The 25,656-nt window shown below is 67.8% G+C and carries 26 protein-coding genes; 13 read left to right on the plus strand and 13 right to left on the minus strand.

The features are described from left to right. Positions 1-47 precede the first annotated feature (47 nt). Entirely contained in the window at positions 48-452 is a 405-nt protein-coding gene (locus K368_RS0121135) for a DUF4174 domain-containing protein (RefSeq protein WP_027174086.1), read from the plus strand. 84 nt (positions 453-536) lie between these two features. Here the strand turns inward: K368_RS0121135 and K368_RS0121140 are convergent, their stop codons facing one another. Next, positions 537-1,031, minus strand: coding sequence for a hypothetical protein (locus K368_RS0121140; RefSeq protein WP_027174087.1), 495 nt, complete (start codon positions 1,029-1,031; stop codon positions 537-539). Positions 1,032-1,255: 224 nt separating this feature from the next. On the opposite strand from K368_RS0121140, the gene K368_RS0121145 reads away from it, so the two are divergent. Further along, positions 1,256-2,017, plus strand: a complete 762-nt coding sequence (locus K368_RS0121145) for a phosphodiester glycosidase family protein (RefSeq protein ID WP_036266574.1) — start codon at positions 1,256-1,258, stop codon at positions 2,015-2,017. Positions 2,018-2,027: 10 nt separating this feature from the next. On the opposite strand, the gene K368_RS0121150 is transcribed toward K368_RS0121145, so the two are convergent. The 4 genes from K368_RS0121150 to K368_RS0121165 form a co-directional block, all read right to left on the minus strand. Beyond that, positions 2,028-2,384: a hypothetical protein gene (locus K368_RS0121150; RefSeq protein WP_027174089.1), complete on the minus strand. Its 357-nt coding sequence runs from the start codon at positions 2,382-2,384 to the stop codon at positions 2,028-2,030. 20 nt (positions 2,385-2,404) lie between these two features. Then, positions 2,405-3,523: an NADH:flavin oxidoreductase/NADH oxidase gene (locus K368_RS0121155; RefSeq protein ID WP_027174090.1), complete on the minus strand. Its 1,119-nt coding sequence runs from the start codon at positions 3,521-3,523 to the stop codon at positions 2,405-2,407. A 461-nt stretch (positions 3,524-3,984) separates the two neighbouring features. Next, positions 3,985-5,928: a propionyl-CoA synthetase gene (locus K368_RS0121160; RefSeq protein WP_027174091.1), complete on the minus strand. Its 1,944-nt coding sequence runs from the start codon at positions 5,926-5,928 to the stop codon at positions 3,985-3,987. Between the two features lie 150 nt (positions 5,929-6,078). Further along, entirely contained in the window at positions 6,079-6,261 is a 183-nt protein-coding gene (locus K368_RS0121165; RefSeq protein ID WP_027174092.1) for a DUF465 domain-containing protein, read from the minus strand. 222 nt (positions 6,262-6,483) lie between these two features. Between K368_RS0121165 and K368_RS0121170 the strand changes: the two genes are divergently transcribed. From K368_RS0121170 to K368_RS0121180, 3 genes are all read left to right on the plus strand, one after another. Beyond that, a complete protein-coding gene (locus tag K368_RS0121170; RefSeq protein ID WP_027174093.1) occupies positions 6,484-6,702 on the plus strand; it encodes a DUF465 domain-containing protein in 219 nt (72 codons plus the stop codon). A 167-nt stretch (positions 6,703-6,869) separates the two neighbouring features. Further along, on the plus strand, positions 6,870-7,367 hold the full coding sequence (gene purE / locus K368_RS0121175; RefSeq protein ID WP_027174094.1) for a 5-(carboxyamino)imidazole ribonucleotide mutase: 498 nt from the start codon (positions 6,870-6,872) through the stop codon (positions 7,365-7,367). After that, complete coding sequence (locus tag K368_RS0121180) at positions 7,364-8,467, plus strand: 5-(carboxyamino)imidazole ribonucleotide synthase (RefSeq protein ID WP_027174095.1); 1,104 nt, start codon at positions 7,364-7,366, stop codon at positions 8,465-8,467. Before purE ends, K368_RS0121180 begins: the two co-directional genes overlap by 4 nt. 7 nt (positions 8,468-8,474) lie before the next feature. Here K368_RS0121180 and K368_RS25245 read toward each other — a convergent pair whose 3' ends face one another. Continuing rightward, the gene (locus K368_RS25245; RefSeq protein WP_051439951.1) at positions 8,475-9,209 is read right to left on the minus strand and encodes a helix-turn-helix domain-containing protein; all 735 of its coding nucleotides are present in this window, start codon (positions 9,207-9,209) and stop codon (positions 8,475-8,477) included. A 1,492-nt stretch (positions 9,210-10,701) separates the two neighbouring features. Here K368_RS25245 and K368_RS0121190 point away from each other — a divergent pair. The 4 genes from K368_RS0121190 (at position 10,702) to K368_RS0121205 (ending at position 14,196) form a co-directional block, all read left to right on the plus strand. Beyond that, positions 10,702-10,890 carry a hypothetical protein gene (locus K368_RS0121190; protein ID WP_245259638.1) on the plus strand — a complete coding sequence of 63 codons (189 nt, stop codon included), beginning with the start codon at positions 10,702-10,704 and terminating at the stop codon, positions 10,888-10,890. A 582-nt stretch (positions 10,891-11,472) separates the two neighbouring features. After that, positions 11,473-12,345, plus strand: a complete 873-nt coding sequence (locus K368_RS0121195) for a tetratricopeptide repeat protein (RefSeq protein WP_027174097.1) — start codon at positions 11,473-11,475, stop codon at positions 12,343-12,345. 10 nt (positions 12,346-12,355) lie between these two features. Further along, positions 12,356-12,865: a lysozyme inhibitor LprI family protein gene (locus K368_RS0121200; RefSeq protein ID WP_051439952.1), complete on the plus strand. Its 510-nt coding sequence runs from the start codon at positions 12,356-12,358 to the stop codon at positions 12,863-12,865. A gap of 287 nt (positions 12,866-13,152) precedes the next feature. Next, complete coding sequence (locus tag K368_RS0121205; protein WP_027174099.1) at positions 13,153-14,196, plus strand: YihY/virulence factor BrkB family protein; 1,044 nt, start codon at positions 13,153-13,155, stop codon at positions 14,194-14,196. 70 nt (positions 14,197-14,266) lie between these two features. Here the strand turns inward: K368_RS0121205 and K368_RS0121210 are convergent, their stop codons facing one another. The 4 genes from K368_RS0121210 to K368_RS0121225 all read right to left on the minus strand — a co-directional run bounded on the left by K368_RS0121210 (position 14,267) and on the right by K368_RS0121225 (position 18,113). Further along, positions 14,267-14,722, minus strand: a complete 456-nt coding sequence (locus K368_RS0121210) for a GNAT family N-acetyltransferase (protein WP_027174100.1) — start codon at positions 14,720-14,722, stop codon at positions 14,267-14,269. A 5-nt stretch (positions 14,723-14,727) separates the two neighbouring features. Then, positions 14,728-15,723 (minus strand): class II fructose-bisphosphatase, encoded by a 996-nt coding sequence (gene glpX / locus K368_RS0121215; RefSeq protein ID WP_027174101.1) that lies wholly within the window; start codon positions 15,721-15,723, stop codon positions 14,728-14,730. 130 nt (positions 15,724-15,853) lie between these two features. After that, a complete protein-coding gene (locus K368_RS0121220) occupies positions 15,854-17,176 on the minus strand; it encodes a homoserine dehydrogenase (RefSeq protein WP_027174102.1) in 1,323 nt (440 codons plus the stop codon). Positions 17,177-17,390: 214 nt separating this feature from the next. Continuing rightward, a complete protein-coding gene (locus K368_RS0121225) occupies positions 17,391-18,113 on the minus strand; it encodes a ceramidase domain-containing protein (protein ID WP_027174103.1) in 723 nt (240 codons plus the stop codon). A gap of 85 nt (positions 18,114-18,198) precedes the next feature. Here K368_RS0121225 and xth point away from each other — a divergent pair, with 85 nt between their 5' ends. The 4 genes from xth (at position 18,199) to K368_RS0121250 (ending at position 21,744) form a co-directional block, all read left to right on the plus strand. Further along, complete coding sequence (gene xth / locus K368_RS0121230; RefSeq protein WP_027174104.1) at positions 18,199-18,993, plus strand: exodeoxyribonuclease III; 795 nt, start codon at positions 18,199-18,201, stop codon at positions 18,991-18,993. A 161-nt stretch (positions 18,994-19,154) separates the two neighbouring features. Next, positions 19,155-20,402 (plus strand): DUF3419 family protein, encoded by a 1,248-nt coding sequence (locus K368_RS0121240; RefSeq protein ID WP_027174105.1) that lies wholly within the window; start codon positions 19,155-19,157, stop codon positions 20,400-20,402. Positions 20,403-20,428: 26 nt separating this feature from the next. Continuing rightward, positions 20,429-21,055: a class I SAM-dependent methyltransferase gene (locus K368_RS0121245; protein ID WP_051439953.1), complete on the plus strand. Its 627-nt coding sequence runs from the start codon at positions 20,429-20,431 to the stop codon at positions 21,053-21,055. A 65-nt stretch (positions 21,056-21,120) separates the two neighbouring features. Beyond that, a complete protein-coding gene (locus K368_RS0121250) occupies positions 21,121-21,744 on the plus strand; it encodes a glutathione S-transferase family protein (protein WP_027174107.1) in 624 nt (207 codons plus the stop codon). 52 nt (positions 21,745-21,796) lie between these two features. Here the strand turns inward: K368_RS0121250 and K368_RS0121255 are convergent, their stop codons facing one another. The 3 genes from K368_RS0121255 to eutC all read right to left on the minus strand — a co-directional run bounded on the left by K368_RS0121255 (position 21,797) and on the right by eutC (position 25,656). Continuing rightward, positions 21,797-22,696, minus strand: a complete 900-nt coding sequence (locus K368_RS0121255) for a tetratricopeptide repeat protein (protein ID WP_027174108.1) — start codon at positions 22,694-22,696, stop codon at positions 21,797-21,799. Beyond that, positions 22,683-24,413: a dihydroxy-acid dehydratase gene (ilvD, locus tag K368_RS0121260; protein ID WP_027174109.1), complete on the minus strand. Its 1,731-nt coding sequence runs from the start codon at positions 24,411-24,413 to the stop codon at positions 22,683-22,685. The genes K368_RS0121255 and ilvD overlap by 14 nt, the downstream gene beginning before the upstream one ends. Before the next feature lie 424 nt (positions 24,414-24,837). Continuing rightward, positions 24,838-25,656: an ethanolamine ammonia-lyase subunit EutC gene (eutC, locus tag K368_RS0121265; protein ID WP_155935393.1), complete on the minus strand. Its 819-nt coding sequence runs from the start codon at positions 25,654-25,656 to the stop codon at positions 24,838-24,840.

The following is a 25,656-nucleotide window of genomic DNA, read 5'->3' on the forward strand; positions in this document are numbered from 1 at the left end:
CGTTGACGCGCAAGGGTTGCCGCCCTGCCAGCGATAGGACTGCCCCGATGACCCGCCCGCTCCTCCTCGCCGCCATCGCCGCGATGTCCGGCTTCGCGGCGCCGGCTTTGGCCGACGACCCCCTCGCCGTCCATCGCTGGAGGTCGCGGGTTCTCGTCGTCGTGGCCCCGGAGGGCGGAGATCCGCGCATTGAGGCGCAGAGGCGCGAGGCGCGGACGAGACGAGCGGAGTATGCGGAGCGCGACCTCGTCCTGGTGGAGGCGATCGGGACGGGTGCCGAGGCGGACCGCATCCGCGACCGGTTCGGGATCGGGCCCCGGGATTTCCGCGTCGTGCTCGTGGGTAAGGACGGCGAGGCGAAGCTCGCCGAGGCCGCGCCGATCCCGGCCGCCCGCCTGTTCTCCACCATCGATGCCATGCCGATGCGGAGGAACGAGAAGGGCCGGCGGTAACGGATCGGCCGGGTGGTTTGGAGCAACGAAAAAGGGGCCGCCGGGGCGGCCCCTTCCTCGGGAGATCGTCCCGAACGGAACCGATCAGTAGCAGCGCTCGATCAGGACGCGGCGAGGACCGTAGGGGGTCCAGCGGGTACGCGGAACAGTGTAGCATCCGCCACCGTAGCCGCCGTATCCGCCATAGGCGGCAGGAGCGTAGCCGTAGCCGTAGGCGGGGTATCCGCCATACCCACCGTAGCCGCCATAGAGGCCGCCGGCGGCGAGCCCGAGGCCCACGCCGAGGCCGAGCCCTCCGAGGCCGTAACCGTAGCCACGGCCATAGCCGCCTCTCCAGCCGTAGCCGCGATGTCCACCCCAGCCGCCGCGATAGCCGCCAAAGCCTGCGCCCCGGAAGCCGCCGCCATAACCGCGGAAACCGCCGCCGCGGAAACCGCCTAAGCCGCCGTGTCCACCCCAGCCACCATGGCCGCCATGCCAACCACCGTGGCCACCCCAGCCACCGCGGGCTTCCGCCGTCGCCGGGATCATCGCCAGAGCGCCGACCATCGCGGTCGCTGCCAGAACAATGCGTTTCATCGTCTTGTCTCCAAAGACAGGTTCTTGTCCCCAGTGGTTGCAGAACGCCCAGGCTTGCCAAACGGTTCATCGCACATTTTGTCCCGCACCCGTCGGGCCGATCACAGGTCGGTGAGAGAGGCGGTCGGCACGTCTTGAAAACGCCTCCCGTTTCGGGCCAGGACACCGCGCGCCACCTCGTCCGCACGGGAGGGCGGATGATGGCTCCGCCTCGGGATTCAACGATGACGTCACTGCGACACGCTTTTGCCGGAGCCATGCTTGTCGCGGTGGCGGCGGGTCTCGCTCCCCTGCCCGCGCAGGCCGCGCCCGCCGTCCCGTCGCCGTGCAAGGCGGTGGAGTCCGAGGGCGAGACCTTCACGGTCTGCACGGTGGATCTGCGCCGCGAGCGGGTGCGGGTGTTCTGGCTCGGCGCCGACGGCCTTCCCTATTCTTCGCTCTCGACGCTGGGCGAGAAGATGGGGCCGAAGCTCAGCTTCGCCATGAACGGCGGCATGTACGACAAGGGCCAGGCGCCGGTGGGCCTCTATGTGGAGGAGGGGCGCGAGATGAAGGGCGTCTCCACCGCCAACGGGCCGGGCAACTTTCATCTCAAGCCCAACGGCATCTTCTACGTGAAGGGCGAGCGCGCGGGCGTCGCCGACACGGCCCGCTACCTGCGCCAGAAGATCAAGCCGGATTTCGCCACCCAATCGGGGCCGATGCTGGTGATCGACGGCAAGATCCACCCGAAGATCTCCACCGACGGGCCGAGCCAGAAGATCCGCAACGGGGTCGGCGTCCGCGACGACGGCCGCACCGCGATCTTCGCCATCTCCGAGCGCCCCGTGACCTTCGGTTCCTTCGCCCGCCTGTTCAAGGACACCCTCGGCTGCGCCAACGCCCTCTTCCTCGACGGCAGCGTGTCCAGCCTCTACGCGCCGGGCATCAACCGCTCCGACATCAGCCGGCCGCTGGGGCCGCTGGTGGGGGCGGTGGCGAAGTAGGATCCGCCGATCAGGCCAGCCGCGCCCGCTTGCCGAAGGCCACCCGGAGGCGCGCCTTGGCGAGCTCGGCGATCTCGGTCATCGACTCGATCCGCACCATCGGCATCTCCGCCCCGATGAGGCTCGTCGGCTCGAAGCTGAACTGCAGGTGGCGCACGCCGATCTCCAGGGCCGTGACGCCGTCGGATTGGGTCAGGTCCTCGCCGAAGATCTCGATGAGCGGCCCGTCGGGATCGCCCTTTTCGATCTGGATGATGAAGTAGCCGGCGGGCTCCTCCTCGTCGTCCGCGCCGGAGATCAGGCTGATGCCGTTCTCCTCGTCGTAGCGGACGCGCTGCACCGTGATCGTCGTGATGTCGTCGTCCATGCTCATTGCCTGAAATCGGGTCAGCGTTGCCCGAACTGGGTGTCGCGGAACAGGGTCTTGAACTGGCGCGGCTGGCAGCGCCAGTACTGCTTGGGGGCGCTCACCTGGGCGCCGAGTTCGGCCGCCGCGTGCCATGGCCAGCGCGGATCGTAAAGCATGGCGCGGGCGAGCGAGACCGCGTCGGCCTTGCCCTCGGCCAGGATCGATTCCGCATGGGCCGCCTCGGTGATGAGGCCAACTGCGATGGTGGTGAGGCCGGTCTCGGCCTTCACGCGCTCGGCGAAGGGGACCTGATAGCCCGGCGAGAGCGGGATCTCCTGGCGGGTGGAGAGTCCCCCCGTGGAGACGTGGATCGCCGCCGAACCGCGCCGCTTGAGCGCATGGGCCAGCTCCACCGTCTCGTCGAGGGTCCAGCCGCCCTCCACCCAATCGGTGGCCGAGACCCGCATCCAGACCGGCTTGCCGGCCGGCACCACCGCGCGCACCGCCTCGAAACATTCCAGCGGAAAGCGCATGCGGTTCGCCAGGCTGCCGCCATAGGCGTCCGTGCGGTGGTTGGAGAGCGGCGAGAGGAACTGGTGCAGCAGGTAGCCGTGGGCGCCGTGGAGTTCGAACCCGTCGATCCCGATGCGCAGGGCGCGCCGGGCCGTCTCCACGAACCCGTCACGGATGCGCTTCAACCCTTCCGCGTCGAGGGCATGGGGCGGCACCTCGCCCTCGCCATGGGGAACAGCCGAGGGCGCCTCGGTGCGCCAGCCTTCGGGCGCCTCGGGATCGATCTGCGATCCGCCGTCCCAGGGCGCCCGGCTCGAGGCCTTGCGGCCGGCGTGGTTGATCTGGATCGCGATGGGGATCGGCGCACGGAGCCGTACCGCGTCCAGCACCCGGCCCAGAGCCAGCTCGGTCTCGTCCGAATAGAGCCCGAGATCGGTGGGCGAGATCCGCGCCTCCGATGAGATCGCGGTGGCCTCCAGGGTCAGCAGGCCGGCGCCCGACATGGCGAGCTGCCCCAGATGCATCAGGTGCCAGTCGCCCGCCTGACCCGCATAGGCCGAATACTGGCACATGGGGGCGACGATGATGCGGTTGGGCAGCGTCAGTCCATCGAGGGACAGGGGCTCGAACAGGCGTGCGGTCATGTGCGGGCTCCGGTTGAACTGGATCGTAGATGGCGCAATGGGGTCTGGTGCGCCAGAGATGGACAGGCCGCATCTGCGTTTCCCGCTCCCTTTTCCGTATGCCCCGCTCGCGGCGCTACGTCATTCACGCACCTTTTCTCGCCGGCAGAGCGCGTCCCTCTCCCCCTTGTGGGGAGAGGTTAGGAGTGGGGGTGGCTCCGCCAGCCTCCGAAGCAGCATGAGGGTTGCCCAACCACCCCCATCTCCAACTCCTCCCCATAAGGGAGAGGAGGGCCGCGCGTCCCGCGACATGTGCGAATGTCGGAGGAGCGTCACCGGAAGGGGGCCGTGGCCCAGCGCAAGGTGTGCCGCGTCAACGGCTTTTCCTCTGCGCCGTCGGAAATAGGGCGCTGCGCGTCTATTTATCGCTAGCCCCCGGATCGGGTTCCACTTGCGCTTAACCCATCCTGGGAAGGGGGCGCTCAACCCCCGATCCCCCTCCCCTTCAAACTCTCGCCGATCTCGTCCAGCACGGCGGCGTCGTCGATGGTGGGCGGGGTGGTCCAGGCCTCGCCGTCGGCGATCTTCTTCATGGTGCCCCGCAGGATCTTGCCCGAGCGGGTCTTGGGGAGCCGTGCCACGGTGAGCGCCAGCTTGAACGCCGCCACGGGGCCGATGCGCTCGCGAATGGAGGCGACGAGTTCGCGCTCGATCTCGGCGGTGTCGCGGGAGACGCCGGATTTCAGCACCACGAAGCCGCAGGGCTGCTCGCCCTTCAGCGAATCGCGAATGCCGATGACGGCGCATTCGGCGACATCGGGATGGGCGGCCAGGACCGCCTCCATGCCCCCGGTGGAGAGGCGGTGCCCGGCGACGTTGATGATGTCGTCGGTGCGCCCCAGCACCGTGACGTAGCCCTCCGCGTCGACGATCCCGGCATCGGACGTGTCGTACCAGCCGGGATAGGTGGTGAGGTAGCTCTGGCGGAAGCGCTCGTCCGAGCCCCAGAGGGTCGGCAGGCAGCCCGGCGGCAGGGGCAGCCGAAGGGCGATCGTGCCCATCGTGTCGGGCGGCAGCGGCTTGCCGGCCTCGTCGAGGACGGCGAGATCGTAGCCCGGCATCGGCACGCAGGCGCTGCCATGCTTCACCGGCAGCATGCCGATCCCGACCGGATTGCCGGCGATGGCCCAGCCGGTTTCCGTCTGCCACCAATGGTCGATGACCGGTCGTTCCAGGGCGCGCTCGGCCCAGGCCACGGAATCCGGGTCGGCGCGCTCGCCGGCGAGGAACAGCGAGCGGAAGCCGGAGAGGTCGTAGGAGGCGACGAGTTCGGCGCGCGGGTCGTCCTTCTTGATCGCGCGCAGAGCCGTCGGCGCCGTGAACAGGCAGGCGACGCCGTATTCCGCCGCGACCCGCCAGAGCGCCCCGGCATCGGGTGTCCCCACCGGCTTGCCCTCGTAGAGCACAGTGGTGCAGCCGTGCAGCAGCGGGGCGTAGACGATGTAGGAATGGCCCACCACCCAGCCGATATCGGAGGCGCAGAAATACACTTCGCCCGGCTTCACGTCGTAGAGGTTGGGCATCGACCACGACAGCGCCACGCAGTAACCGCCGGTATCGCGCACCACGCCCTTCGGCTTGCCCGTCGTTCCCGAGGTATAGAGGATGTAGAGCGGGTCGGTGGCCGCGACGGGGACGCATTCGGCGCTGATCCCGGCGGCCTTCGCGCGGGTTACGGTCTCGGCCCAGTCGCGGTCCCGCCCCTCCACCAGTGCCGCCTCGGCCTGCGGGCGCTGGAGGATGAGGCAGGCGTCCGGCTTGTGCGGCGAGGCGGCGATGGCCGCGTCGAGCAATGGCTTGTAGGGCACGACCCGGCTCGGTTCGATGCCGCAGGAGGCGGCGAGCACCACCTTCGGGGCGGCGTCCGTGATGCGGATGGCGAGTTCGTTGGCGGCGAACCCGCCGAACACCACCGAATGGATCGCGCCGAGACGCGCGCAGGCGAGCATCCCGAACAGGGCTTCGGGGATCATCGGCATGTAGATGACGACCCGGTCACCCTTCTCCACGCCGAGGAGGGCGAGGATGCCGGCGAGCGTCGCCACCTCGTCGCGCAGGCTCGCGTAGCTGATCGTGCGCTTCGTCCCGGTGACGGGCGAATCGTACAGGATCGCCGCCTGTTCGCCCCGTCCGTTCGTGACGTGCCGGTCGACGGCGTTGTGGCAGGCGTTCAGCCACGCGTCTGGAAACCAGCGTCCATAGGTGCCCGCCTCCGGGTCGAAGGCGCGCGATGGGGCGGTCGCCCAGTCGAGAGCGGCGGCGGCCTTCAGCCAGAAGCCCTCGGGATCGGCGAGGGACGCCGCGTGGACCGGGCGGTAGGCATCCGCCCTTCCAGTCGAAGCGGGAGGTGTCGCAGCAGCCTGCATGGCGGATCGTCCCCGGGCGGCCGGTCTGAGGATGCCGGCGTCTGTGGGGGAATGTAGCCCAACCTGTCCGTGGCGATACAAATGAAAACCGCCGCGCTGGGCAGCGCGGCGGCAAAGGTCAGTCAAGGAAGGGGAATGATGGGGAACAGGCTAATGCACCGAGTCCGTATCGGCGCGCAGCCGATTGATCTCGTCCTTCAGGTGAAGTTTGCGTCGCTTCAATTCCGCGATCCGTAGATCGTTCTCGGAAGGGCTTTGAATCGCGGAGTGGATTTCCCGCTCGAGGGCTTCGTGCTTGAGGGCGAGCTGGCTCAGATGCGTCTGCAGCGACATGAGTCGTTTCTCCTGTCTCGTTCCGACTCAGGGAGATTGGCACAGTATGAGCCGGCTGTCGAAACCGAAATCGGTCCTGCGGGCAACATTGGTTAATCACGATCGCCGGAGCTCTCCCCGATGGAAGAAGCGTCTTCCAGAGCCATTTGCAGGCGCCGCCTTGCCGCAAGAGCGCGTGTGCCGCATGGTTTCGGTGCGAGGCGTGTCGGGGCTGCAGGTGCGATGGCGGGTGAGTTCGAGGACAACGGGACGGCGGAGTTCGTCGAAGAGCTGGCGCGGCTCCGCCAGGAGCACCGCGACCTCGACGGGGCCATCGACGCATTGGAACTGAGCGTCGCCGGCGACCAGTTGCAGATCCAGCGCCTCAAGCGGCGCAAGCTCGGCCTGCGGGACAGGATTTCGTATATCGAGGACCAGATCACGCCCGACATCATCGCCTGAGCGGTGGCTTGGCTTGACCGGCGGCTTGCGGGCAAGCGCCCGCGCGCGTATGCGGCAAGATCGGGTGGCCGGATGCTTCCCGGGATCGCGCTGCCACCATCACCCGGCCGTCGCCCGGCCGTGCAGGACCAAGCGGCCGTGATCATCTCGGGAAGGAAGTGACGACGATGGCGGGAGCGCCCCCGGTCGCGATCATCATGGGAAGCCAGTCGGACTGGGCGACCATGCAGCATGCCGCCGATACCCTCGACGCCCTCGGCGTGCCGCACGAGGCGTTCATCGTCTCCGCCCATCGCACGCCGGATCGTCTGGTCGCCTTCGCCAAGGGTGCGAAACAGGCCGGCTACAAGGTGGTCATCGCGGGCGCTGGCGGGGCCGCGCATCTGCCCGGCATGACCGCCTCCATGACGCCGCTGCCGGTCTTCGGCGTACCGGTGGAATCCAAGGCCCTGTCCGGCCAGGACAGCCTGCTGTCCATCGTGCAGATGCCGGCCGGCATTCCCGTGGGTACCCTCGCCATCGGCCGGGCCGGAGCCGTCAACGCGGCCCTCCTCGCCGCCGCCGTTCTGGCGCTGACCGACACCGCCCTCGCCGAGCGCCTGGATGCGTGGCGGGCCGCGCAGACCGCATCCGTGGCCGAAAGGCCGGAGACACAGATTTCGTGACCCATATCTCCCTCGCGCCCGGTTCCACCCTCGGCATCGTCGGCGGCGGCCAGCTCGGCCGTATGATCGCGCTGGCCGCAGCCAATTACGGCCTCAAGGTCCATGTCTACGCCCCCGACGCGACGAGCCCGGCCTTCGATGTGGCGGCCGAGACGACCTGCGCCGCCTATGACGATGCCGAGTCGCTGGCCCGGTTCGCGGCGAGTGTCGACGCCGTGACCTACGAGTTCGAGAACATCCCGCGCCAGACCGCCGACCTGCTGGCAAGCCATGCGCCTCTTCGCCCGAGCGCCGACGCCCTTTCGACGACGCAGGACAGGTTGTCCGAAAAGAGCTTCATCAACGGTCTCGGCATCCCGACCGCGCCGTTCCGGCAGGTCGACACGCCGGACGACCTCGCCAGGGCCCTGGAGGCGATCGGCTTGCCGGCCGTTCTGAAGACCCGCCGCTTCGGCTACGACGGTAAGGGCCAGCGCATCATCCGCACCGCCGAAGAGGGCGACCGGAACGCGATCTTCGCCGAGTTCGGCGGCGCTCCCCTCATCCTCGAAGGGTTCGTGCCGTTCGAGCGAGAGGTCTCGGTGGTGGCGGCCCGTTCCCCCGACGGGAGCTTCGCGGCCTTCGACCTGTGCGAGAACGAGCACCGCGACCACATCCTGGCCCTCACCCGTGTGCCGGCCCCGAACCTGTCGGACGAAACCGCCCGGAATGCGGTGGAGATCGCCCGCCTGATCGCCGAGGCGCTGGACTATGTCGGGATCCTCGCCGTCGAGATGTTCCTGGTGCGCGACGAGGCCGACGAGCACCTGATCGTCAACGAGATCGCGCCGCGGGTGCACAATTCCGGTCACTGGACCATCGAGGGGGCGGTGACGTCGCAATTCGCCCAGCATGTCCGCGCCGTCTGCGGCTGGCCCCTGGGCGATGCCTCCCGCGTCGCGGGCGCCTCCGTGGAGATGCGGAACCTGATCGGCGACGACATCGATGCCTGGCCGGCCCTCCTCGCCGAACCGGGCGCGCATCTCCACCTCTACGGAAAGGGCGACGCCCGGCCCGGCCGCAAGATGGGCCACGTCACACGGGTGATCCCGGCTTCGTGAGGCCGGATCAGCCCCGCCGAAGGGCGCGGGCGTCCTTCGGCGACATGCCGAACCGCCCCTTGAAAGCCTTGCCGAAGCCGGGTGCATCCGTGAAGCCGCACGCATGCTTCATGACATTGATGGGTGTGCGGTCGTTGGAGGCCGCTGTCAGCCAGCGATGGACGCGGCCCAGCCGGGCATCGCGGATCTCTGCGGCGATCCCCTCGCCGTCGGCAAAGGCACGATAGAGTTTCGAGCGGGAAACGTTGAGCGCCGCGGCCATTGCCTGCGGCCCATACGACCCGTCGTGCGAATGTCGTTCGGTGCGCGCGCGCGCGAGACCCGGAGCATGTCGGGCGAACCCCGACCCTCGTCGTCCCCGTCCCGATCTCCGACCAATGAGCTCGGGATGTGAAGCGCGCCCCTCCACCGCGATCCCGACCTCGGCCTCGCACATCCCCGTGGCAGATTGCGCGACGTCGTGCATGTCGATCGCCAGCAACTCGGTGGAGGGACTCGCGCGGATGCGACGGCCGGCCAGGGCATCGGCGTTCCCGACCCGTGCTTCGAAGTCCGACCGGGGGACGCTGAAACGGATCTCCCGATACGGCGACAGACCTCCCACGGCAAAGGGGCGGTCGAGCCTGATGAAACCGATATCCCCGACGCCGACCACAAGACCGCAATTGCCCTGTTCCAGGGACCCATGTCTCGCCAGGAAGAAGCTGACGACGACCTCCGTCGCCGCCGGCCCGACGGACATGGCGTAGATCGCCCTCGACGCTCACCGGGCCGCTTTGTGAGAGGCAATGTCGTGTGCCCTGAAAGGGCGGCCAGTCGGGTGGCCGAAAACGCTTCGTGGGGATTCGACCGGTCCACGATGCCGAGATTCTTCAACGCGGTGTTTCGCCAGAACTCAAAGGCTCGCATGGGCTCGACGTGCTTCGTCGTTTCGACAACCGTCAGCACCTTCGAGGGGGGAAGACACGTACAACTCCTGATATCGTTCGGTCGGAACTCGTGCCGGACGCACGCATCCGGCCCATCCCGTCGGGCCGATGCCGCATGCGTATTCAATTCCAGGATCATGAACCGAACGCACAACAGCTGACGGCGTGATTGGTTTCCGTGCGATGTGCTGCGTTGGAGTGCCTAATTAGTCAGGGGAATGTGGTTTGGTCGGCGCGGGCGATTACGCTGAGCGCACAGTGCGCAGGTTTTCCGAACCATCATTTTGGGACGGAGAGACAATTCCTGCACATTGACCCGGGCCGCTCGATGCCGGTATTGCCATCGACGCAGCTCGCTCGTTGCGCAATTCATGGCGATCGAAAAGATCACTGCTATTTTTGTGTCGTCTATTTGATTTGTTAAGATTAATTGGACGTCTTATTAAGATAGAACCGTAATTTATTGGAAATTTTCATATTAATCGGTGAAATAGTTATGCAGGGGCGAGCTGCGCTTATTGGTCGATGCATGTCATCGACGACAATAATGGCGATCATGGTTCGGTCGCAGTTTTAGGCTTGCGCGACCGTCGTCGTTGAGTGTTCGATCCGCGCGCCGTGAAGAAATACTGGACGAGCATAATGGTTGCGGCATTGCCGGGATCGATGCCGAAACAAAATTCAACTTCAGATAGAAGATATAGGTAGAACTAAGTTCATGGCTTGGATCAAGCTGACGAAGATGTCTACGCCAATACGTCTCTTCTGATTGATGTCATTGCATCGAATGCCGGTTCCAGATTGAGGTACGTAAGACAATCCGGCGCCGGAGCTACGGTACGGCCGATCTGCAACAACGTAAGCCAGCCGGCTGAAGAGGTCATGGATTTTATCAGGCAGGCCGAAACGTCGAGACATTCAGGTCATTCCTAGGTCCGTCTCATCTTTGGTTCGCGCTATCTCATGCGGACGATGATTCGAAAGCAAATGACGATACGGTCGCTGGTACATATATACTGGTATGAAGTTCATCGGTGCTGCATATTATCCTGTGTTAATCTATGGATTTTCAAGTGAGTAAATTTAATTTCACGGACATTTAACGGAACATATCGTATTTTCTTGTTGTGGCCGCTGAAAGCTGAGTTTCGGAACTCATGCCAGATGAGCACGCCAATAAACACAGGTTATCTGAGGCGCCTCGCCGTGCAACGGACTATCGTCGCATTCGCCAAGCCTATTGCTTTGGGACTCATTTGTTTCGTGTCGATACTGTATATATCGAGAAATGTTGGAGCTGCATTCGTGATCAGCCTCGTCCCACTGCTGCTGGGCTGGCTGGGGATCATGGAGACGTTTGCCTACGCGATTGCGGCGATGGTGTTCCTGGCGGCGGTTGCGTGGGCAGCGACGCCGATATCGATCAAAGGTATCCTGGCCGAGCATTCTGAGCGTGCGTTCACGGATATCCAGCAGGGAATAAAATCGCGATAGGACGTGCCGATCGGATCGGGCGGACAAACCCAATCTGATCCGGGTCGCGCAGTGCGGGGGCCGCAAACACCCCTTCGCCGTGCTCGGCCCTGTTGCGTCGACCCGTCCCCTGTCGGCGATCCGCCCACGGCCGCGCGTATCGGCGAGACCATCCGAAAGTCTTCGCCTCATCGGTGGGGCGAAGCCGGGCGGGCGGGACTGCGATGCGTTACGAATTGTCGATTCGGGCACCCGGCATCTGTCCGAGGCTGGCGATGGCGGCATGGCGGGACAAGCCCCGCGGCTATCGGCGAGGGTGTCGAAACTGCGTCTTGTCGGACACAGTCTGTCCTCGCCGCGACCTGCGGGACGACCTTCGCGACGCCGCGTGGGAGCGAGCCTTACCTTCGCCACATCGCGCCGCTTCAGCGGGTGAGCCGGCAGGTTTTAAGCGCGTGTTCACCGCGATGCGAGACTGTGCCGGCACTCGTCGTCTTGTCCGGCATCCGAAGCGCTTCGAAGCGCCACGGTGGATGGGATGATCGATAGCAGCGGACGGGAGCGTGCCTCGGGGGGCATGGCGATCCCGAGGGGAGAGGGGCAATGACGTTTGTAGTGCCGCGCGCGAAGGCGGGTCTGGTCGGGGCCGTGGCGATCGCGGCGGCTTTGGCCGGGTGCGAGACCTATGGCGGTGGCGGGGCAGCGGCGACGCGCCAGTTCGCCGTGGTCGAGACCGACGCCACCGGCGCCACCAACGTCAACATCGCCTCGCTCACCGAGGTGATCCAGCGCAATCCCAACGATGCCGGCGCCTACGTCACCCGCGGCGCGGCCTATGCCCGCTCGGGCCAGTTCAACGACGCCATCGGCGACTTCTCGAAGGCCGTGCAGATCGACCCGAACTCGGCCTCCGCCTACAACAACCGGGCGCTGGCCTACCGCCAGACCGGCCGCAACGACGCGGCGCTCGCCGACTTCTCGAAGGCCATCTCGGCCGATCCGAACTACGGCCCCGCCTATATCGGGCGCGCCAACGTGCTGCGTGCCCAGGGCGATCTCGACGGTGCGATGTCGGACCTCAACCAGGCGATCCGCCTGACGCCGGAATCGGCGGAGGCGTATCATGCGCGCGGCCTAGTGCGTCAGCGCCAGGGCCAGAACACCCAGGCCATCGGCGATTTCGACGCCGCCATCGACCGCAATCCCTTCGTCGCGGCACCCTACGCCGCGCGGGGCCAGAGCCTCATCGCCACGAACCAGTTCGACAAGGCGATCGAAGACTACAACGCGGCCCTCAACGTCAACAACAAGGACGCCAGCTCCTGGGCCTATCGCGGTCTCGCCTACGAGAAGACGAACCGCAAGAAGGAGGCGATGGAGAGCTACCAGCGTGCCGCCCAGTTGGAACCGGGCAACCCGGTGGCCAAGCAGGGGCTGGGGCGCGTCTCCGGCGGCGTCGGGTCGCTCTTCAACTGAAGTCCGCACCATGCGCCGAGGTGTTCCGAACGGCATCGCCGCCTTGGCGATGCTCGCGCTGTCGTCGGGCGGAGGCGCCCTCGCCCAGACGGATACGGGCCGTCAGGCCTCGTCCGACCTCGCGACGATCGAACGTTGCGTCGCATCCGCCAAGGACGACGGGGCGCGCCTGTCCTGTATCGGGCGCGTCTCCCAGCCCTGCCTCGATGCGCCGGACGGTTCGGGCTCGTCCACCATGGGCATGAGCGGGTGCTACGCCCGCGAGATCGCGGCCTGGGATACGCGCCTCAACCGGACCTACAAGGATGTCGGCGCCGCCATGAGCGAGAGCGCCGGCCTCACCCTGCGCGACGCCCAGAGGGCCTGGATCGCGTTCCGCGACAAGGCCTGCGACTGGCCGTCCCTCGTCTATCCTGGCGGCTCGATCATCGGCCCGCTCAGCGGCGAATGCCTGCAGATCCAGACCGGACGGCGCGCCCTCGACCTCGACCGGATCAAGGCGGCGCTGACGGAGCGATGATTGCGGCGTGATGGTCCGAGGCTGATGGCTCCGCAGCCGACCCGTCATGAGCGTTCGCAGCAGCTCCGGACAATCGGTCCTGCCCATGAGCGGTTTGCCCATGAGCGGTTTGCCCATGAACGGTTTGCCCATCAGCGGTTTGCCCGTGCGTCGGCCTTCTCGAAAGCCGATGCACCTCCGTGCCCGATGCCATAAGCTGACATCGCGGCGGACCGTCAGCGTCGGACGCGTGTCGGTCGGTACCGTGAGTCCGAGTAGGCGTAGCCGGCCCCCCCAGAGACGTAGCTATGGCTCAGGACGTTGACGAGGGAGACGACTGGCGCTCGGTGGGCACGCGTTCGCAGGATGCCGCCTCCCTCGAGACGGCACGGCAGCGGTCGCGGGAGCCGGACCGTGGCCGCGATGCCAGCCGTCCCTCCGACATTCCGGGGGCCGGATGGAAGGACATCCTCTGGCGTGTCCTGTGGGCCCTGCCGCAGGATCGCGTGCTGACCACCGCCGGCGGCGTCGCCTTCTTCGCCCTGCTCGCCGTGTTTCCCGGTCTCGTCGCCGTGGTCTCGATCTACGGGGTGTTTTCCGATCCCAACGTCATCAGCCAGCATGTCGGCCTCCTGACCTATATTCTCCCCGCCGCGGCCATCGATCTGCTCACCGAACAGCTCGTGCGGATCGCCGAACGCAGCACGGGGGCGCTCGGCCTCACCTCGACGATCAGCCTGCTCATCGCCCTGTGGAGCGCGAATTCCGGAGTCAGCGCCCTCTTCGATGCCCTCAACGTCATCTACAGGGAGCGAGAGGATCGGACCCTGGTCCGGTTCTACGCAACGACCTTCCTGTTCACCCTCGGCGGCGCCGCGTTTCTCCTCCTGACGATCAGCGTGGTCGTCGTCCTTCCCGCGATCATGGAGCGCTTCGGGGTCGGGGGATTGGCCGACACGATCCTGTCCGTGGCGCGGTGGCCGGTCATCCTGGTCGTAGTGAGCCTGAGCCTGTCGCTGATCTATCGCTACGGCCCGAGCCGGCGCCGCGCGAAATGGCGCTGGGTGACCTGGGGTGGTGGGCTGGCGGCGTTTCTCTGGGTCTGCACCTCCGGGGTGTTCTCCTGGTACGTCGCCAGCTTCGACAGCTACAACCGCATCTATGGATCGCTGGGCGCCGGCATCGGCTTGATGTCATGGATGTGGTTGTCGATCGTGGTCGTCCTGCTCGGCGCCGAGATAAACTCGGAGATGGAACGCCAGACCGGCCGCGACAGCACGGAGGGGCGGCCGAAACCCCTCGGCGGCCGGGACGCCTTCGCCGCCGACAACGTCGGGCCGGGCCGGGAATAGAGCACTTCCGACCCAACCCGAATGGTCGGATCGAGAATCTGATGCCGGATGTCTACCACCAGTCGTCCGCTCAACCCGAAGTCAGGATCCGCCGGTACTGGATGAAGCCCGACCGGTCGGCGAGCGTATCGTAGAGGGCGCGGGCCGGCGCGTTGTCTTCCATGGTCAGCCAATAGATGCGGTCGGCGCCGGCGTGACGGGCTTCCGCTGCCACCGCCTCGATCAGGGCGCGGGCGATCCCCCTGCCCCGCGACGACGGCGCCGTGAACAGGTCCTGCAGGTAGCAGTAGGGGCCGCGCGTCCAGGCCGAGGCGTGGAAGAGGTAATGCACGAGCCCCACCAGCGCGCCCTCGTCCTCGGCCACGAAGGCATGGATCGGGACGAGGGGATCGTTCAGCCGCGACCACGTGAGGGCGCGCATCTCCGGGCCGATCGCGGCCCGGTAGAACTCGAGATAGCCCGACCACAATCCTTCCCAGGCCTCGCGCTCGTCGGGCCGGACCGGGCGGATCGTCGGACCCGACACGGCGTTCAGGCCTCGAACCGCTCGGGGCGGCGATGCTCGCCGACGATGCGGCGGACCGTGCCGGTGGACGACCGGTAGACTACCGTCTCCGTCACGATCATGCCGGTCTTGAACCGCACGCCCTGCAGCAGCGCCCCGTCGGTGACGCCGGTAGCGGCCACGATCACGTCGCCGCGCGCCATGTCGGCGAGCTCGTATTTCCGGTTCGGATCGCTGATGCCCATCCGGGCCGCGCGCTCGCGCTTGTCGTGGTTGTCGAGGATCAGACGCCCCTGCATATGACCGCCGATGCAGCGCAAGACGCCGGCGGCGATGACGCCCTCCGGTGCCGCGCCGATGCCGAGATAGATGTCGGCGCCGGTCTCGTCCGGGCTCGTGGTATGGATGATGCCCGCGATGTCGCCGTCCGAGATCAGGCGGATTCCCGCGCCGGTCTCGCGCACGGCGGCGACCAGGCCCATATGGCGCGGCCTGTCGAGGATGATGGCGGTGATCTCGGAGGGGGCGCAGCCCTTGTGCCGGGCGAGCGCGGCGATGTTGTCGGCCGGGCTGGCATCGAGATCGACGAGGCCCTGGGGATAGCCGGGGCCGATGGCGATCTTTTGCATGTAGACGTCGGGTGCCGCCAGCAGCGATCCGTGTTCGGCCAGGGCCATCACCGCGATGGCGCCGGGCATGTCCTTGGCGCAGAGAGTCGTCCCCTCCAGCGGATCGACGGCGATGTCCACCTTCGGCCCGGCCCCGGTGCCGAGTTGCTCGCCGATGAAGAGCATCGGCGCCTCGTCGCGCTCGCCTTCGCCAATGACCACCGTGCCGCTGATCGGCAGGAGGTTAAGCTCGTGCCGCATGGCGTCGACGGCGGCCTGGTCGGCCTCCTTCTCCCGGCCCTGCCCGCGCAGGCGGGCGGCGGCGATGGCGGCGCGTTCGGTCACCCGCGCCAGTTCGAGGCTCATGGTGCGGGACACCGGACGTCCCGCTACCCCGACGATGTCATCCGCCATCCTGGTCCCGCCCCTCAACCGATGTCTGGGCCGCGATGGGCGGCCTTCTGAGTGTCTCCCACAAAACTCCCGATGCGCCATCGTGCTCGGAGCGAGAACCGACCGTGATCGGAAGCTTTGTGAGACACGTTTATTCGCGTTCGATCCTGATCAATTGCGGCGCCTCGGCGAGGAGGCCATCGGCCGCGATGGCGTCGAGCGCCGCGCGGATGGTCCCTTCGGTGGCGGCGTAGGTGATCAGCACCAGGGGCACCGGCTGGCCGGAGCGGCCATGCGGGTCCTTGGTGGCGGCGCTCTCCGAGCGGCGCTGGAGGATGCTCTCGATGGAGATGTCGCGCTCGGCCATCCGCGTGGCGACGCCGGCCGCGACGCCGGGGCGGTCGTGGACGGTGAGGCGGATGTAGTAGCCGCCTTCGTGCCGCTGCATCGCCACCCGCTCGGACGGGGCGAGGCTCGCTGCCGGACGCCCGAAGGTCGGGCGCGTGACGCCGGCCGCGATGTCGGCGATGTCGGCCACCACCGCCGAGGCGGTCGCCTCACCGCCGGCTCCCGGGCCGATCAGGGTGAGTTCCCCCACCGCGTCGGCGTCGATGGTGACCGCGTTGGTGACGCCCATCACCTGCGCGATGGCGGAGGATTTCGGCACCATGGTCGGGTGGACGCGCTGCTCGATGCCGCCTTCGGCCACCTGCGCGACGCCGAGCAGCTTGATCCGGTAGCCGAGCTCCTCGGCCATGGTGAGATCCAGGGGCTGGATCGCCGAGATGCCCTCCACCGAGACGCCCTCGGCATCGATCTCCACCCCGAAGGCGAGGCTCACCAGGATGGCGAGCTTGTGGGCGGTGTCGAAACCCTCGACGTCGAAGGTCGGGTCGGCCTCGGCATAGCCCAGCGCTTGCGCGTCCTTGAGGCAGGCCTCGAAGGTCAGCCCCTCGCGCTCCATCCGGGTGAGGATGTAGTTGCAGGTGCCGTTCATGATTCCGTAGACGCGCGACACGGCATTGCCGGTGAGCCCCTCGCGCAGGGCCTTGATGACGGGGATGCCGCCGGCGACGGATGCCTCGTAGGCCAGGGTCACGCCCTTGGCCTCGGCGGCCTTCGCCAGGGCCGCGCCGTGATGGGCGAGCAGGGCTTTGTTGGCGGTGACCACGTGCTTGCCGGCCGCGATGGCGGCTTCCACCGTGGCCTTGGCCGGGCCTTCCGAGCCGCCGATGAGCTCCACCACGCAATCGATCTCGCCCGAGGCGGCCAGGGCGACGGGATCGTCGAACCAGGTCACGCCCGAGAGATCGAGGCCGCGGTCGCGGGTCTTGTCGCGGGAGGAGACGGCGGTGACGCGCACCTCCCGCCCCGTGGCGGCGGCGATGGCTTCGGCGCGGCGAGCCACCATCCGGACGACGGAAGCACCGACGGTGCCGAGACCGGCGACGCCGAGGCGGAGGCTCTGTGACATGGACGCGATCCGTATCTGACTTCGCTCGGCCGAGCGCGGGTAACGCGTCGTTCAAGCCTGTGCGCGACGCCGCTCCTTCGAACGGCCGGCTCTTCTGCAACGAATCCCTGTGTGGTGCAAGAAAACCTGCAGGAGCGAGAAAGCCCGTAGTTCCTCCCAATGCGCCGCTGCGCGGGCGCGAGTTGGCAAGCGGAAGACCAACCAGCCATTGTACTCATCGTGCGGGGCGCCGATCGTTCATCTCTGCCTTGAAGCGCCATGCGGTGGCGATGAGGCCGTAGAGGACGGCGGCGTTGAGGCCATGCCAGAGGAAGTGGGTGCCGATCGGCAGGCTCGGGCAGAGGGCGGCGTCCAAGGTCCGGAAGCTTAGCGAGAGGGCGAACAAACCGGCGATGGCCAGCAGCGACAGGCCGGCGCGGCGCCGTGCCGGGCCGAGGGAGCATGTCTGCGGCATCAGCAGGCCGGCCGCGACACCGATCAGGGCCAGGATGGCGGGCGCGTAGGCGATGGAGCCATTGCTGAACCTGTCGACCGATTGGCCCGCGAGCGCGTCGAGGGCCGGTTCCAGCCCGGCGGCGAAGGCGGCGAAGCCGAGCGTCGCCAGGATCGCCGGAACGATGGAGAGCCCGAGGAGGCGGCGAAGGGCGAGCAAGAAGTAGGCGTAGATGAAGAGGGCGATGGGGATCACGTCGGCCAGCATCGCCCAGCGGACGGCGAGGGTGTGGAACAGGAACGAGCCGATGCCGACGACGCCGACGAGCCCGGCCAGCGCCGTCGCCGCATGGTCGCGTTTGGGGCCGGAGCCGGCGAGGCGAAAGGCCAGGAACGCGGCGACGAGGAAGGCGGCGTTGGAGGCGGCGTTCAGCGGCTCTGCCCAGAAGGCCGCGTCGCCGCGCTCGCAATAGGCCCGGATCGGTGTGAACCAGCCGTCGGACATCCCGTCTCCCTCCGCCTGCACGCCTTGCCAGCCCGGCACGAAGGCCCGATGACGGTCGGCCCTCTCCGACCGGATCTCAGAGCCCATGCGGATCGCCACCTGGAACGTCAATTCGATCAAGCAGCGGGTCGGCCATCTCGTGGGCTTCCTCCACGAGGCCAAGCCCGACGTGGTCTGCCTGCAGGAGTTGAAATGCCAGGACGAGGGTTTTCCCCGTGCCGAGATCGAGGCGGCGGGCTATGCCGTCGAGACCCTGGGGCAGAAGGCCTATAACGGCGTGGCGCTGCTGGTGCGGGCGCCGCTCAGCATGAGCGAGGTCCGTCGCGGCCTGCCCGGCGACGAGACAGACGAGCAATCCCGCTACATCGAGGCGCTGATCTCGGGGGAGGACGTGGCGCCCGTGCGGGTGGCCTCGATCTACCTGCCCAACGGCAATCCGACGCCGGGACCGAAATACACCTACAAGCTCGGCTTCATGGAGCGGCTGAGGCTGCATGCGCGTGCGCTCCTGGCCGACGAGGAAGCCCTGGTGCTGGCGGGCGACTACAACGTGATCCCCGAGCCCGAGGACGCGGCGGACGCCGCCGCCTGGGTGAACGATGCGCTGTTCCTGCCGGAGACCCGCGCGGCCTTCCGCGCGTTCCTGGCAGAGGGGTTCACCGAGGCCCTACGCGCCTGCGACCCCTCCCCCGGCCTCTACACCTTCTGGGATTATCAGGCCGGCTGCTGGCAGCGGAACCAGGGCATCCGCATCGATCACCTGCTGCTCTCGCCCCAGGCGGCGGACCGCCTGGTCTCGGCCTCCGTCCAGAAGCACATGCGCGGCCTGGAAAAACCCTCCGACCATGTGCCGGTGACGATCGAGCTGCGACCGCGCTGAACGAGGCCCGCATGGGATGAACCCGCCGGGCGGGACCGCCGCGAGGAAGCGATTCTCCATGGCCGGGGGGCGCCCGTGGATGATCCTCCGTCACCGGGCGGTCATGCGGATGCCGTAACGGCGCTGGCGTCGATCACGCAACCAGCGAGGCGAGACCCAGCATGACGCGCGCAGCACGGGCCATCCGCCGCGAGACGAGTCTGGGTCTCACCCAGGCCGTCCATCGCAACCGAGCCTTCTCGAAGGCGGGAATGTCGGAACGCCTGTTCACGGCGGCCTTCAGCGGTCTGGTCTATCCGCAGATCTGGGAGGACCCCGTGGTGGATATGGCGGCGCTCCGGCTGCGGCCGGACGACCACGTCGTCACCATCGCCTCGGGGGGCTGCAACGCCCTGTCCTATCTCACCGCCAATCCCGGCCGGATCAGTGCCGTCGACCTCAACGGCGCCCATGTGGCCCTGGGGAAGCTCAAGCTCGCCGCCCTCCGTCACCTGCCTGACCATGCCGCCTTCTTCGGGTTCTTCGGCCGCCCGGCCCGGCCCGAGAACGTCGCGGCCTATGACGAGACCATCCGACCGCATCTCGACGCCACGTCCCGCGCCTATTGGGAGGCACGGCGCCTCGACGGGCGCCGTCGCATCTCGGCCTTCGAGCACGGTTTCTACCGCTACGGCCTGCTCGGGCGTTTCATCGGCGCGGGGCATTGGCTCGCCCGCCGCTACGGCTGCGACCTCGGCGCCGTGCTCACGGCGCGCGACATGGCGGAGCAGCGGGCGATCTTCGAGGCCGAACTGGCGCCGCTGTTCGAGAAGACCTTCATCCGCTGGCTGATCCGCCAGCCGGCCTCCCTCTACGGTCTCGGCATCCCGCCCGCGCAATACGTCGCCCTCGCCGGCGATGGTCCGGGCGGGATGGCGGCGATCCTGCGCCACCGTCTGGAGCGGCTCGCTTGTGGCTTCCCGGTCCGGTCCAACTACTTCGCCTGGCAGGCCTTCGGGCGTACCTACGACACCGCGCCCGACGCATCGCTGCCGCCCTATCTCCAGGCCGGGAACCATGTGGCCCTCCGCGAGCGCGCCGGACGCCTCAGCTTCCGTCAGCAATCGATGACCGAATTTCTCCGGGAGAGTCCGGCCGCGAGCGTCGATGCGGTCATCCTCCTCGACGCGCAGGACTGGATGACGGATGCCGACCTCACCGATCTCTGGACCCAGATCACCCGCGCCGCCCGGCCCGGCGCCCGCGTGATCTTCCGGACGGCGGCGGACGAGCGCCGGCTGCCGGGCCGGGTTCCGGAGTCGATCCTCGGCGCCTGGGATTATGCCGAGGCGGAGAGCCGCCGCCTCGGCGAGCAGGACCGCTCGTCGATCTACGGCGCGTTCCACCTCTACCGGCTGGCCGCGTCGTGAGCGAGGCGGCGCGGCTGATGGACCGGATGTACCGGCACCAGCGGCACATCTACGATGCGAGCCGGAAGTTCTATCTCCTCGGCCGCGACGGCATGATCGCCGATCTTCGGCCCCCCGCCGGGGGCAGCGTGCTGGAGATCGGGTGCGGCACAGGGCGCAACCTCGTGCGCATCGCGCGGACCTACCCGGATGCCCGCTGCTTCGGCCTCGACGTCTCGGCCGAGATGCTCGATACGGCGGCTCGCGCCACCGCGCGCGCGGGCCTCGCCCGCCGCATCCGCCTCGCCCGCGGCGATGCCACGGCCTTCGACCCCGCCGCACTGTTCGGAGAGGCGGAGTTCGACCGGATCGTGATCTCCTACGCTCTCTCCATGATCCCGCCCTGGCGCGCCGTCCTCGCCGAGGCTGCCGGTCACCTCGCGCCCGGTGGCGCCCTCCACGTCGTCGATTTCGGCGATCAGGATGGTTTGCCCAGGCCGGCCCGATGGCTGCTCAACCGATGGCTCGCGGGCTTCGACGTCACTCCGCGGCAGGGGCTCGCCGATGCCCTCGGCGAGGTCGCTCGACCCTCGCGGCGGCGCGCCCGGATCGCGCAGCGTTTTCGCGGCTATGCCGTCCATGGGGTGATCGAACGGGATCGCGGCCCTATCTGAGGCGTCGGACGGCATGAGCCATCACGGCCAGTCCCTCCTCCCGCCACAACAGGTTGTTTCACCGCATGATTCTCTACGGCACGAGCTATTCGCCCTTCGTCCGCAAGATTCTCGTCACCCTGGCCGAGAAGGACGTCGCCTTCGAGCACAGGCCGGTCTTCTTCCATGCGCCGGACGAGTCGTTCCAGGCCTGCAGCCCGCTCGGCAAGATCCCGGCGTTCGAGGATGACGGCTTTCGGCTGGCTGATTCCACGGCGATTTCGGCCTATATCGAGGCCAAGCACCCGAATCCGGCCCTATGGCCACAGGCACCGAAGGAGCGGGCTCGCGCCGTCTGGTTCGACAAGTTCGGCGATACCGAGTTGTTCCCTGTGCTGATCAAACCCTTCGCCGAGCGCGTCGTAAAGCCTGTCCTGATGGGCAAGCCCGGCGACGAGGCCGTCGCGGTGAAGGCGGTGACGGACGAGTTCCCGAAGCTCTACGACTACCTGGAGAGCCAGATCGACGGCCCCTACCTCGTGGGCGGCGCCTTCAGCATCGCCGACATCGCGGTTGCTACGACCTTCCACAACCTCCGACTCGCCAAGGAGCCGGTCGATGCCGGTCGCTGGCCGAAGCTCGCGGCCTATATCGATGCCACACTAGCGCGTCCGTCCTTCGTGAAGGCGATCGCGGCGGCGACCAACTAAGCCATCACTCTCGCCGAGCCCAGTGCCCGGCCTTCGTCTCCGGTTGTTTGCCCTAGCGCCGACGACGCGACGAACCGGTGACCTGCGCCTGCGCCTGCAGAACCTGGGCCTGGGCGGCGGCCTTTTCCTCCTCGGAGGCTGTCGCCCACGCCTTGTCGGAGAGGGTGACGATCCAGTCGTCCTTGCGTCCCTGGGCCGCTTCCCGTGCCAGCGACAGCCACATCAGGCCACGGGCCCGCTGCGCCGGAACGCCCTGCCCGTTCACCAGAAGGTCGCCCAGCAGGGCCTGGGCCGGGGCATGGCCCTTCTCGGCGGCGAGGTTGAACCAGCGCGCCGCCTGACGCGGGTCGGCATCCACCCCGGTCCCTTCGAGGTAAAGGCGGGCCAGATTGTACTGCGCATTCGGGTCGCCGAAATACGACGCCGCGTAGTTGAACATGTCGTAGGCCCGCTCCGGGTTCGGGCGCACGTAGGTGCCTTTGATCCCGTCGAGGAAATACGTGCCGAGCGCGGTGAAGGCGCTGGCGACGACACCTGAATTCTGTGTGTCCGGCCCGTCGTCGGTATTGTCGTCGGCGATCCGCGAGAAGAACTCGAAGGCCTTCAGGTCATCGTGCGGCACGCCGTCGCCCTCGGCATACATGCGGCCGAGCTTCCACAGCGCCAGCGCATGGCCCTGGCCGGCGGCGTATTCGAGGGCGCGGGCGGCCCCTTCCTTGTCACCGGCATTGTAGTCGCGGACGCCCGAGCGCAGGGCCTCGCGCGCCGTGCGGTAACCGCCCGTCGCGGGCACGGGTGTGCGCGCGGCGGGATCCAGCGCCAGCGCCGAGGTGGCGCCGACGAGGAGCAGGCCGAGGGCCGCCCCCAATCGCCTCACCCGACGAGCGGCGCGACCGGGATCGGCCCCTGCCGGCCGCGCGGGCCGGCTAAGGTCAGTCCTAGACATCCGCATAGGTCTGGATCTCCTCGGCGCCCCCGGGATGGGTGACGGCGCCGTCCACCGCAGGCCCGACGGTCTGCATGTATTTCCAAAGGTAGCCGGAGGTCGCGGTGTTGGTCCGCGGCGTCCATTCCGCCCGCCGCTTGGCGAATTCCTCGTCGGTCACGGCCACGTCGAGGGTGCCCTTGATCGCGTCGAGGGTGATCAGGTCGCCGTCGCGGACCAAGCCGATCGGGCCGCCGATGGCGGCCTCGGGGCCGACATGGCCGACGCAGAAGCCCCGGGTGGCGCCGGAGAAGCGCCCGTCGGTGATGAGGGCGACCTTGTCGCCCATGCCCTGCCCGTAGAGGGCGGCGGTGGTCGAGAGCATCTCGCGCATGCCGGGGCCGCCCTTCGGACCTTCGTAACGGATGACGAGGACGTCGCCTTCCTTGTAGGTGCGCTTCTGGACCGCCTCGAAACAGGCCTCCTCGCCGTCGAACACGCGGGCCGGGCCGGTGAAGACCTGCTTCTCCTCCGACATCCCGGCCACCTTCACGATGGCGCCCTGCGGCGCGAGGTTGCCGCGCAGGCCGACGACGCCGCCGGTGACGGTGATGGGCGCGTTTGCGGGCCGGACCACGTCCTGGTCGGGGTTCCAGGCGACCTTTTCCATGTTCTCGGCGATGGTACGGCCGGTCACCGTCATGCAGTCGCCGTGGATGAAGCCGTGGTCGAGGAGCGTCTTGATCAGCAGCGGGATGCCGCCGACCTCGAACATGTCCTTGGCGACGTAGCGTCCGCCCGGTTTCAGGTCGGCGATGTAGGGCGTGCGCTTGAAGATCTCGGCCACGTCGAACAGGTCGAACTTGATACCGCATTCATGGGCGATCGCCGGCAGGTGCAGGGCCGCGTTGGTGGAGCCGCCCGAGGCCGCGACGGCGGCGGCGGCGTTCTCCAGGCTCTTGCGGGTGACGATGTCGCGCGGGCGGATGTTCTTGGCGATGAGCTCCATCACCTTCTCGCCGGCGGTCATGCAGAATCTGTCGCGGATCTCGTAAGGGGCCGGTGCGCCCGCCGAATAGGGCAGCGCGAGGCCGATGGCCTCGGAGACGGTGGCCATGGTGTTGGCGGTGAACTGCGCGCCGCAGGCACCGGCCGAGGGACAGGCGACCTGTTCCAGCTCGTCGAGATCGTCGAGGGACATGTCGCCGACGGCGTGCTTGCCCACGGCCTCGAACAGGTCCTGCACCGTCACGGGCTTGCCCCGGAACGAGCCCGGCAGGATCGAGCCGCCATAGATGAAGATCGACGGCACGTTGAGGCGCACCATGGCCATCATCATGCCCGGCAGGGACTTGTCGCAGCCGGCCAAGCCCACGAGGGCGTCGTAGGCATGGCCGCGCATGGTCAGCTCGACCGAATCGGCGATGACTTCGCGCGAGGGCAGCGACGCGCGCATGCCGGCATGGCCCATGGCGATGCCGTCGGTGACGGTGATGGTGCAGAACTCGCGCGGCGTGCCATTGGCGGCGGCGACACCCTTCTTCACCGCCTGCGCCTGGCGCATCAGCGAGATGTTGCAGGGCGCGGCCTCGTTCCAGCACGAGGCGACACCCACCAGCGGCTGGTGAATCTGTTCCTTGGTGAGACCCATGGCGTAGAGATACGAACGGTGCGGCGCCCGCTCGGGGCCCTCCGTGACGTGGCGGCTCGGAAGCTTCGACTTGTCTGTGGTACGCACGTCCATCGTCTCTCTCGGCCCCGGTCTCAGGCGCTTCGGGTGAAGTCCGGCTGTCGGCTCTCAGCACGATGGCACGCGACGCCGGTGAAGCGTCGTTCGACACCGTGAAACGCAGTCTCGGAATTCAGCGGTAAAGCGTTGGGGAAACTGTCGTTTACCGCGGATGTTGAGGTGGTCCCGGTTTATGGCGGGATCGCGGCGAATGAGGGCGTGTCCCAAGGCGAAGTCGGGATGCTTTCGCGGTGTTGCGACCTCGCCACAGCCACGCTTCGTCGGTGAGGACGGCGGGCGGGATCGGAGTCGGGGAGCGTCCGGCAAGACGACGCGCTTCGCCACGAGCCGTGACGCAGCCCGAAAAGGCGGGTCTTCCGGGCCGAGGGCGCGCGTGACGTTCGGGCTTCGCGGATGGCGTAGGCCGGTCCGCGTTCAGTCAGGTCCGGGATGCGGTGTCGATTCCGTCTTCCAGCGCCTGCTGACGCGGTGGCGGCTCCAGCGCCGTGCCGCTGCCGTCCTTGAGGTTCACGCCGGTGATTCCGCGCGCGAAGGCCTCCCGCAGGAGCCAGTCGAGCTTGAACGCGGCGAGGTCGTGCGAGAGCCCGGCCGGGCGGACGTTCGAGATGCAGTTGCGCTCGGCATCCGAACGCCCCACGCGCGGGTCGAGGGTGAGGTAGATGCCGAGACTGTCGGGCGAGGACAGGCCGGGCCGCTCGCCGATGAGCACGGCGACGGCGCGGGACTTCAACGCCGCGCCGATCCCGTCGCCGAGGGCGACGCGACCCTGCGTCGCCACCACGATGGGTCCTAAGGTCCATCCGGCCTTATCGATATGTGGCTTGAAGGCGGCGAGGAAGCCGGCCGCGCCTTCGTGCACCGCCCGCGCCGAGAGGCCGTCCGCAACGACGATGACGAGGTCCACCGGCTCAGAGGGACGCTCGTTCAGGATCGTCGCGCTCTCCTCGCTCAGGGTACGGCCGAGATCGGGCCGGCGCAGATAAGTGGCGCGGTCCGGCGCCGCCGAGGCGAGGACGAGGGTGGGATAGCCCAGGGCCTCGACCCCAGAGGCGACCTCGGCAGCATCCATAGGCGTGTGGACCGCATCCCGCGCCTGGGCATGGGCGAGGCCGAAGCGCAGCACCTCAATGGTGGGCATGCCGGTGCCGGCGCGCCCGAGTCCGATCCGCGCCGGCGTCAGGCGGCTCAGCCGAGCCCAAGGGTCCATGTTGGCGTCGTCCGTCGTCGCGTCGTCCAT

The sequence above is a fragment of the Methylobacterium sp. 10 genome, from assembly GCF_000519085.1.
In the GTDB taxonomy this organism is placed as follows: domain Bacteria; phylum Pseudomonadota; class Alphaproteobacteria; order Rhizobiales; family Beijerinckiaceae; genus Methylobacterium.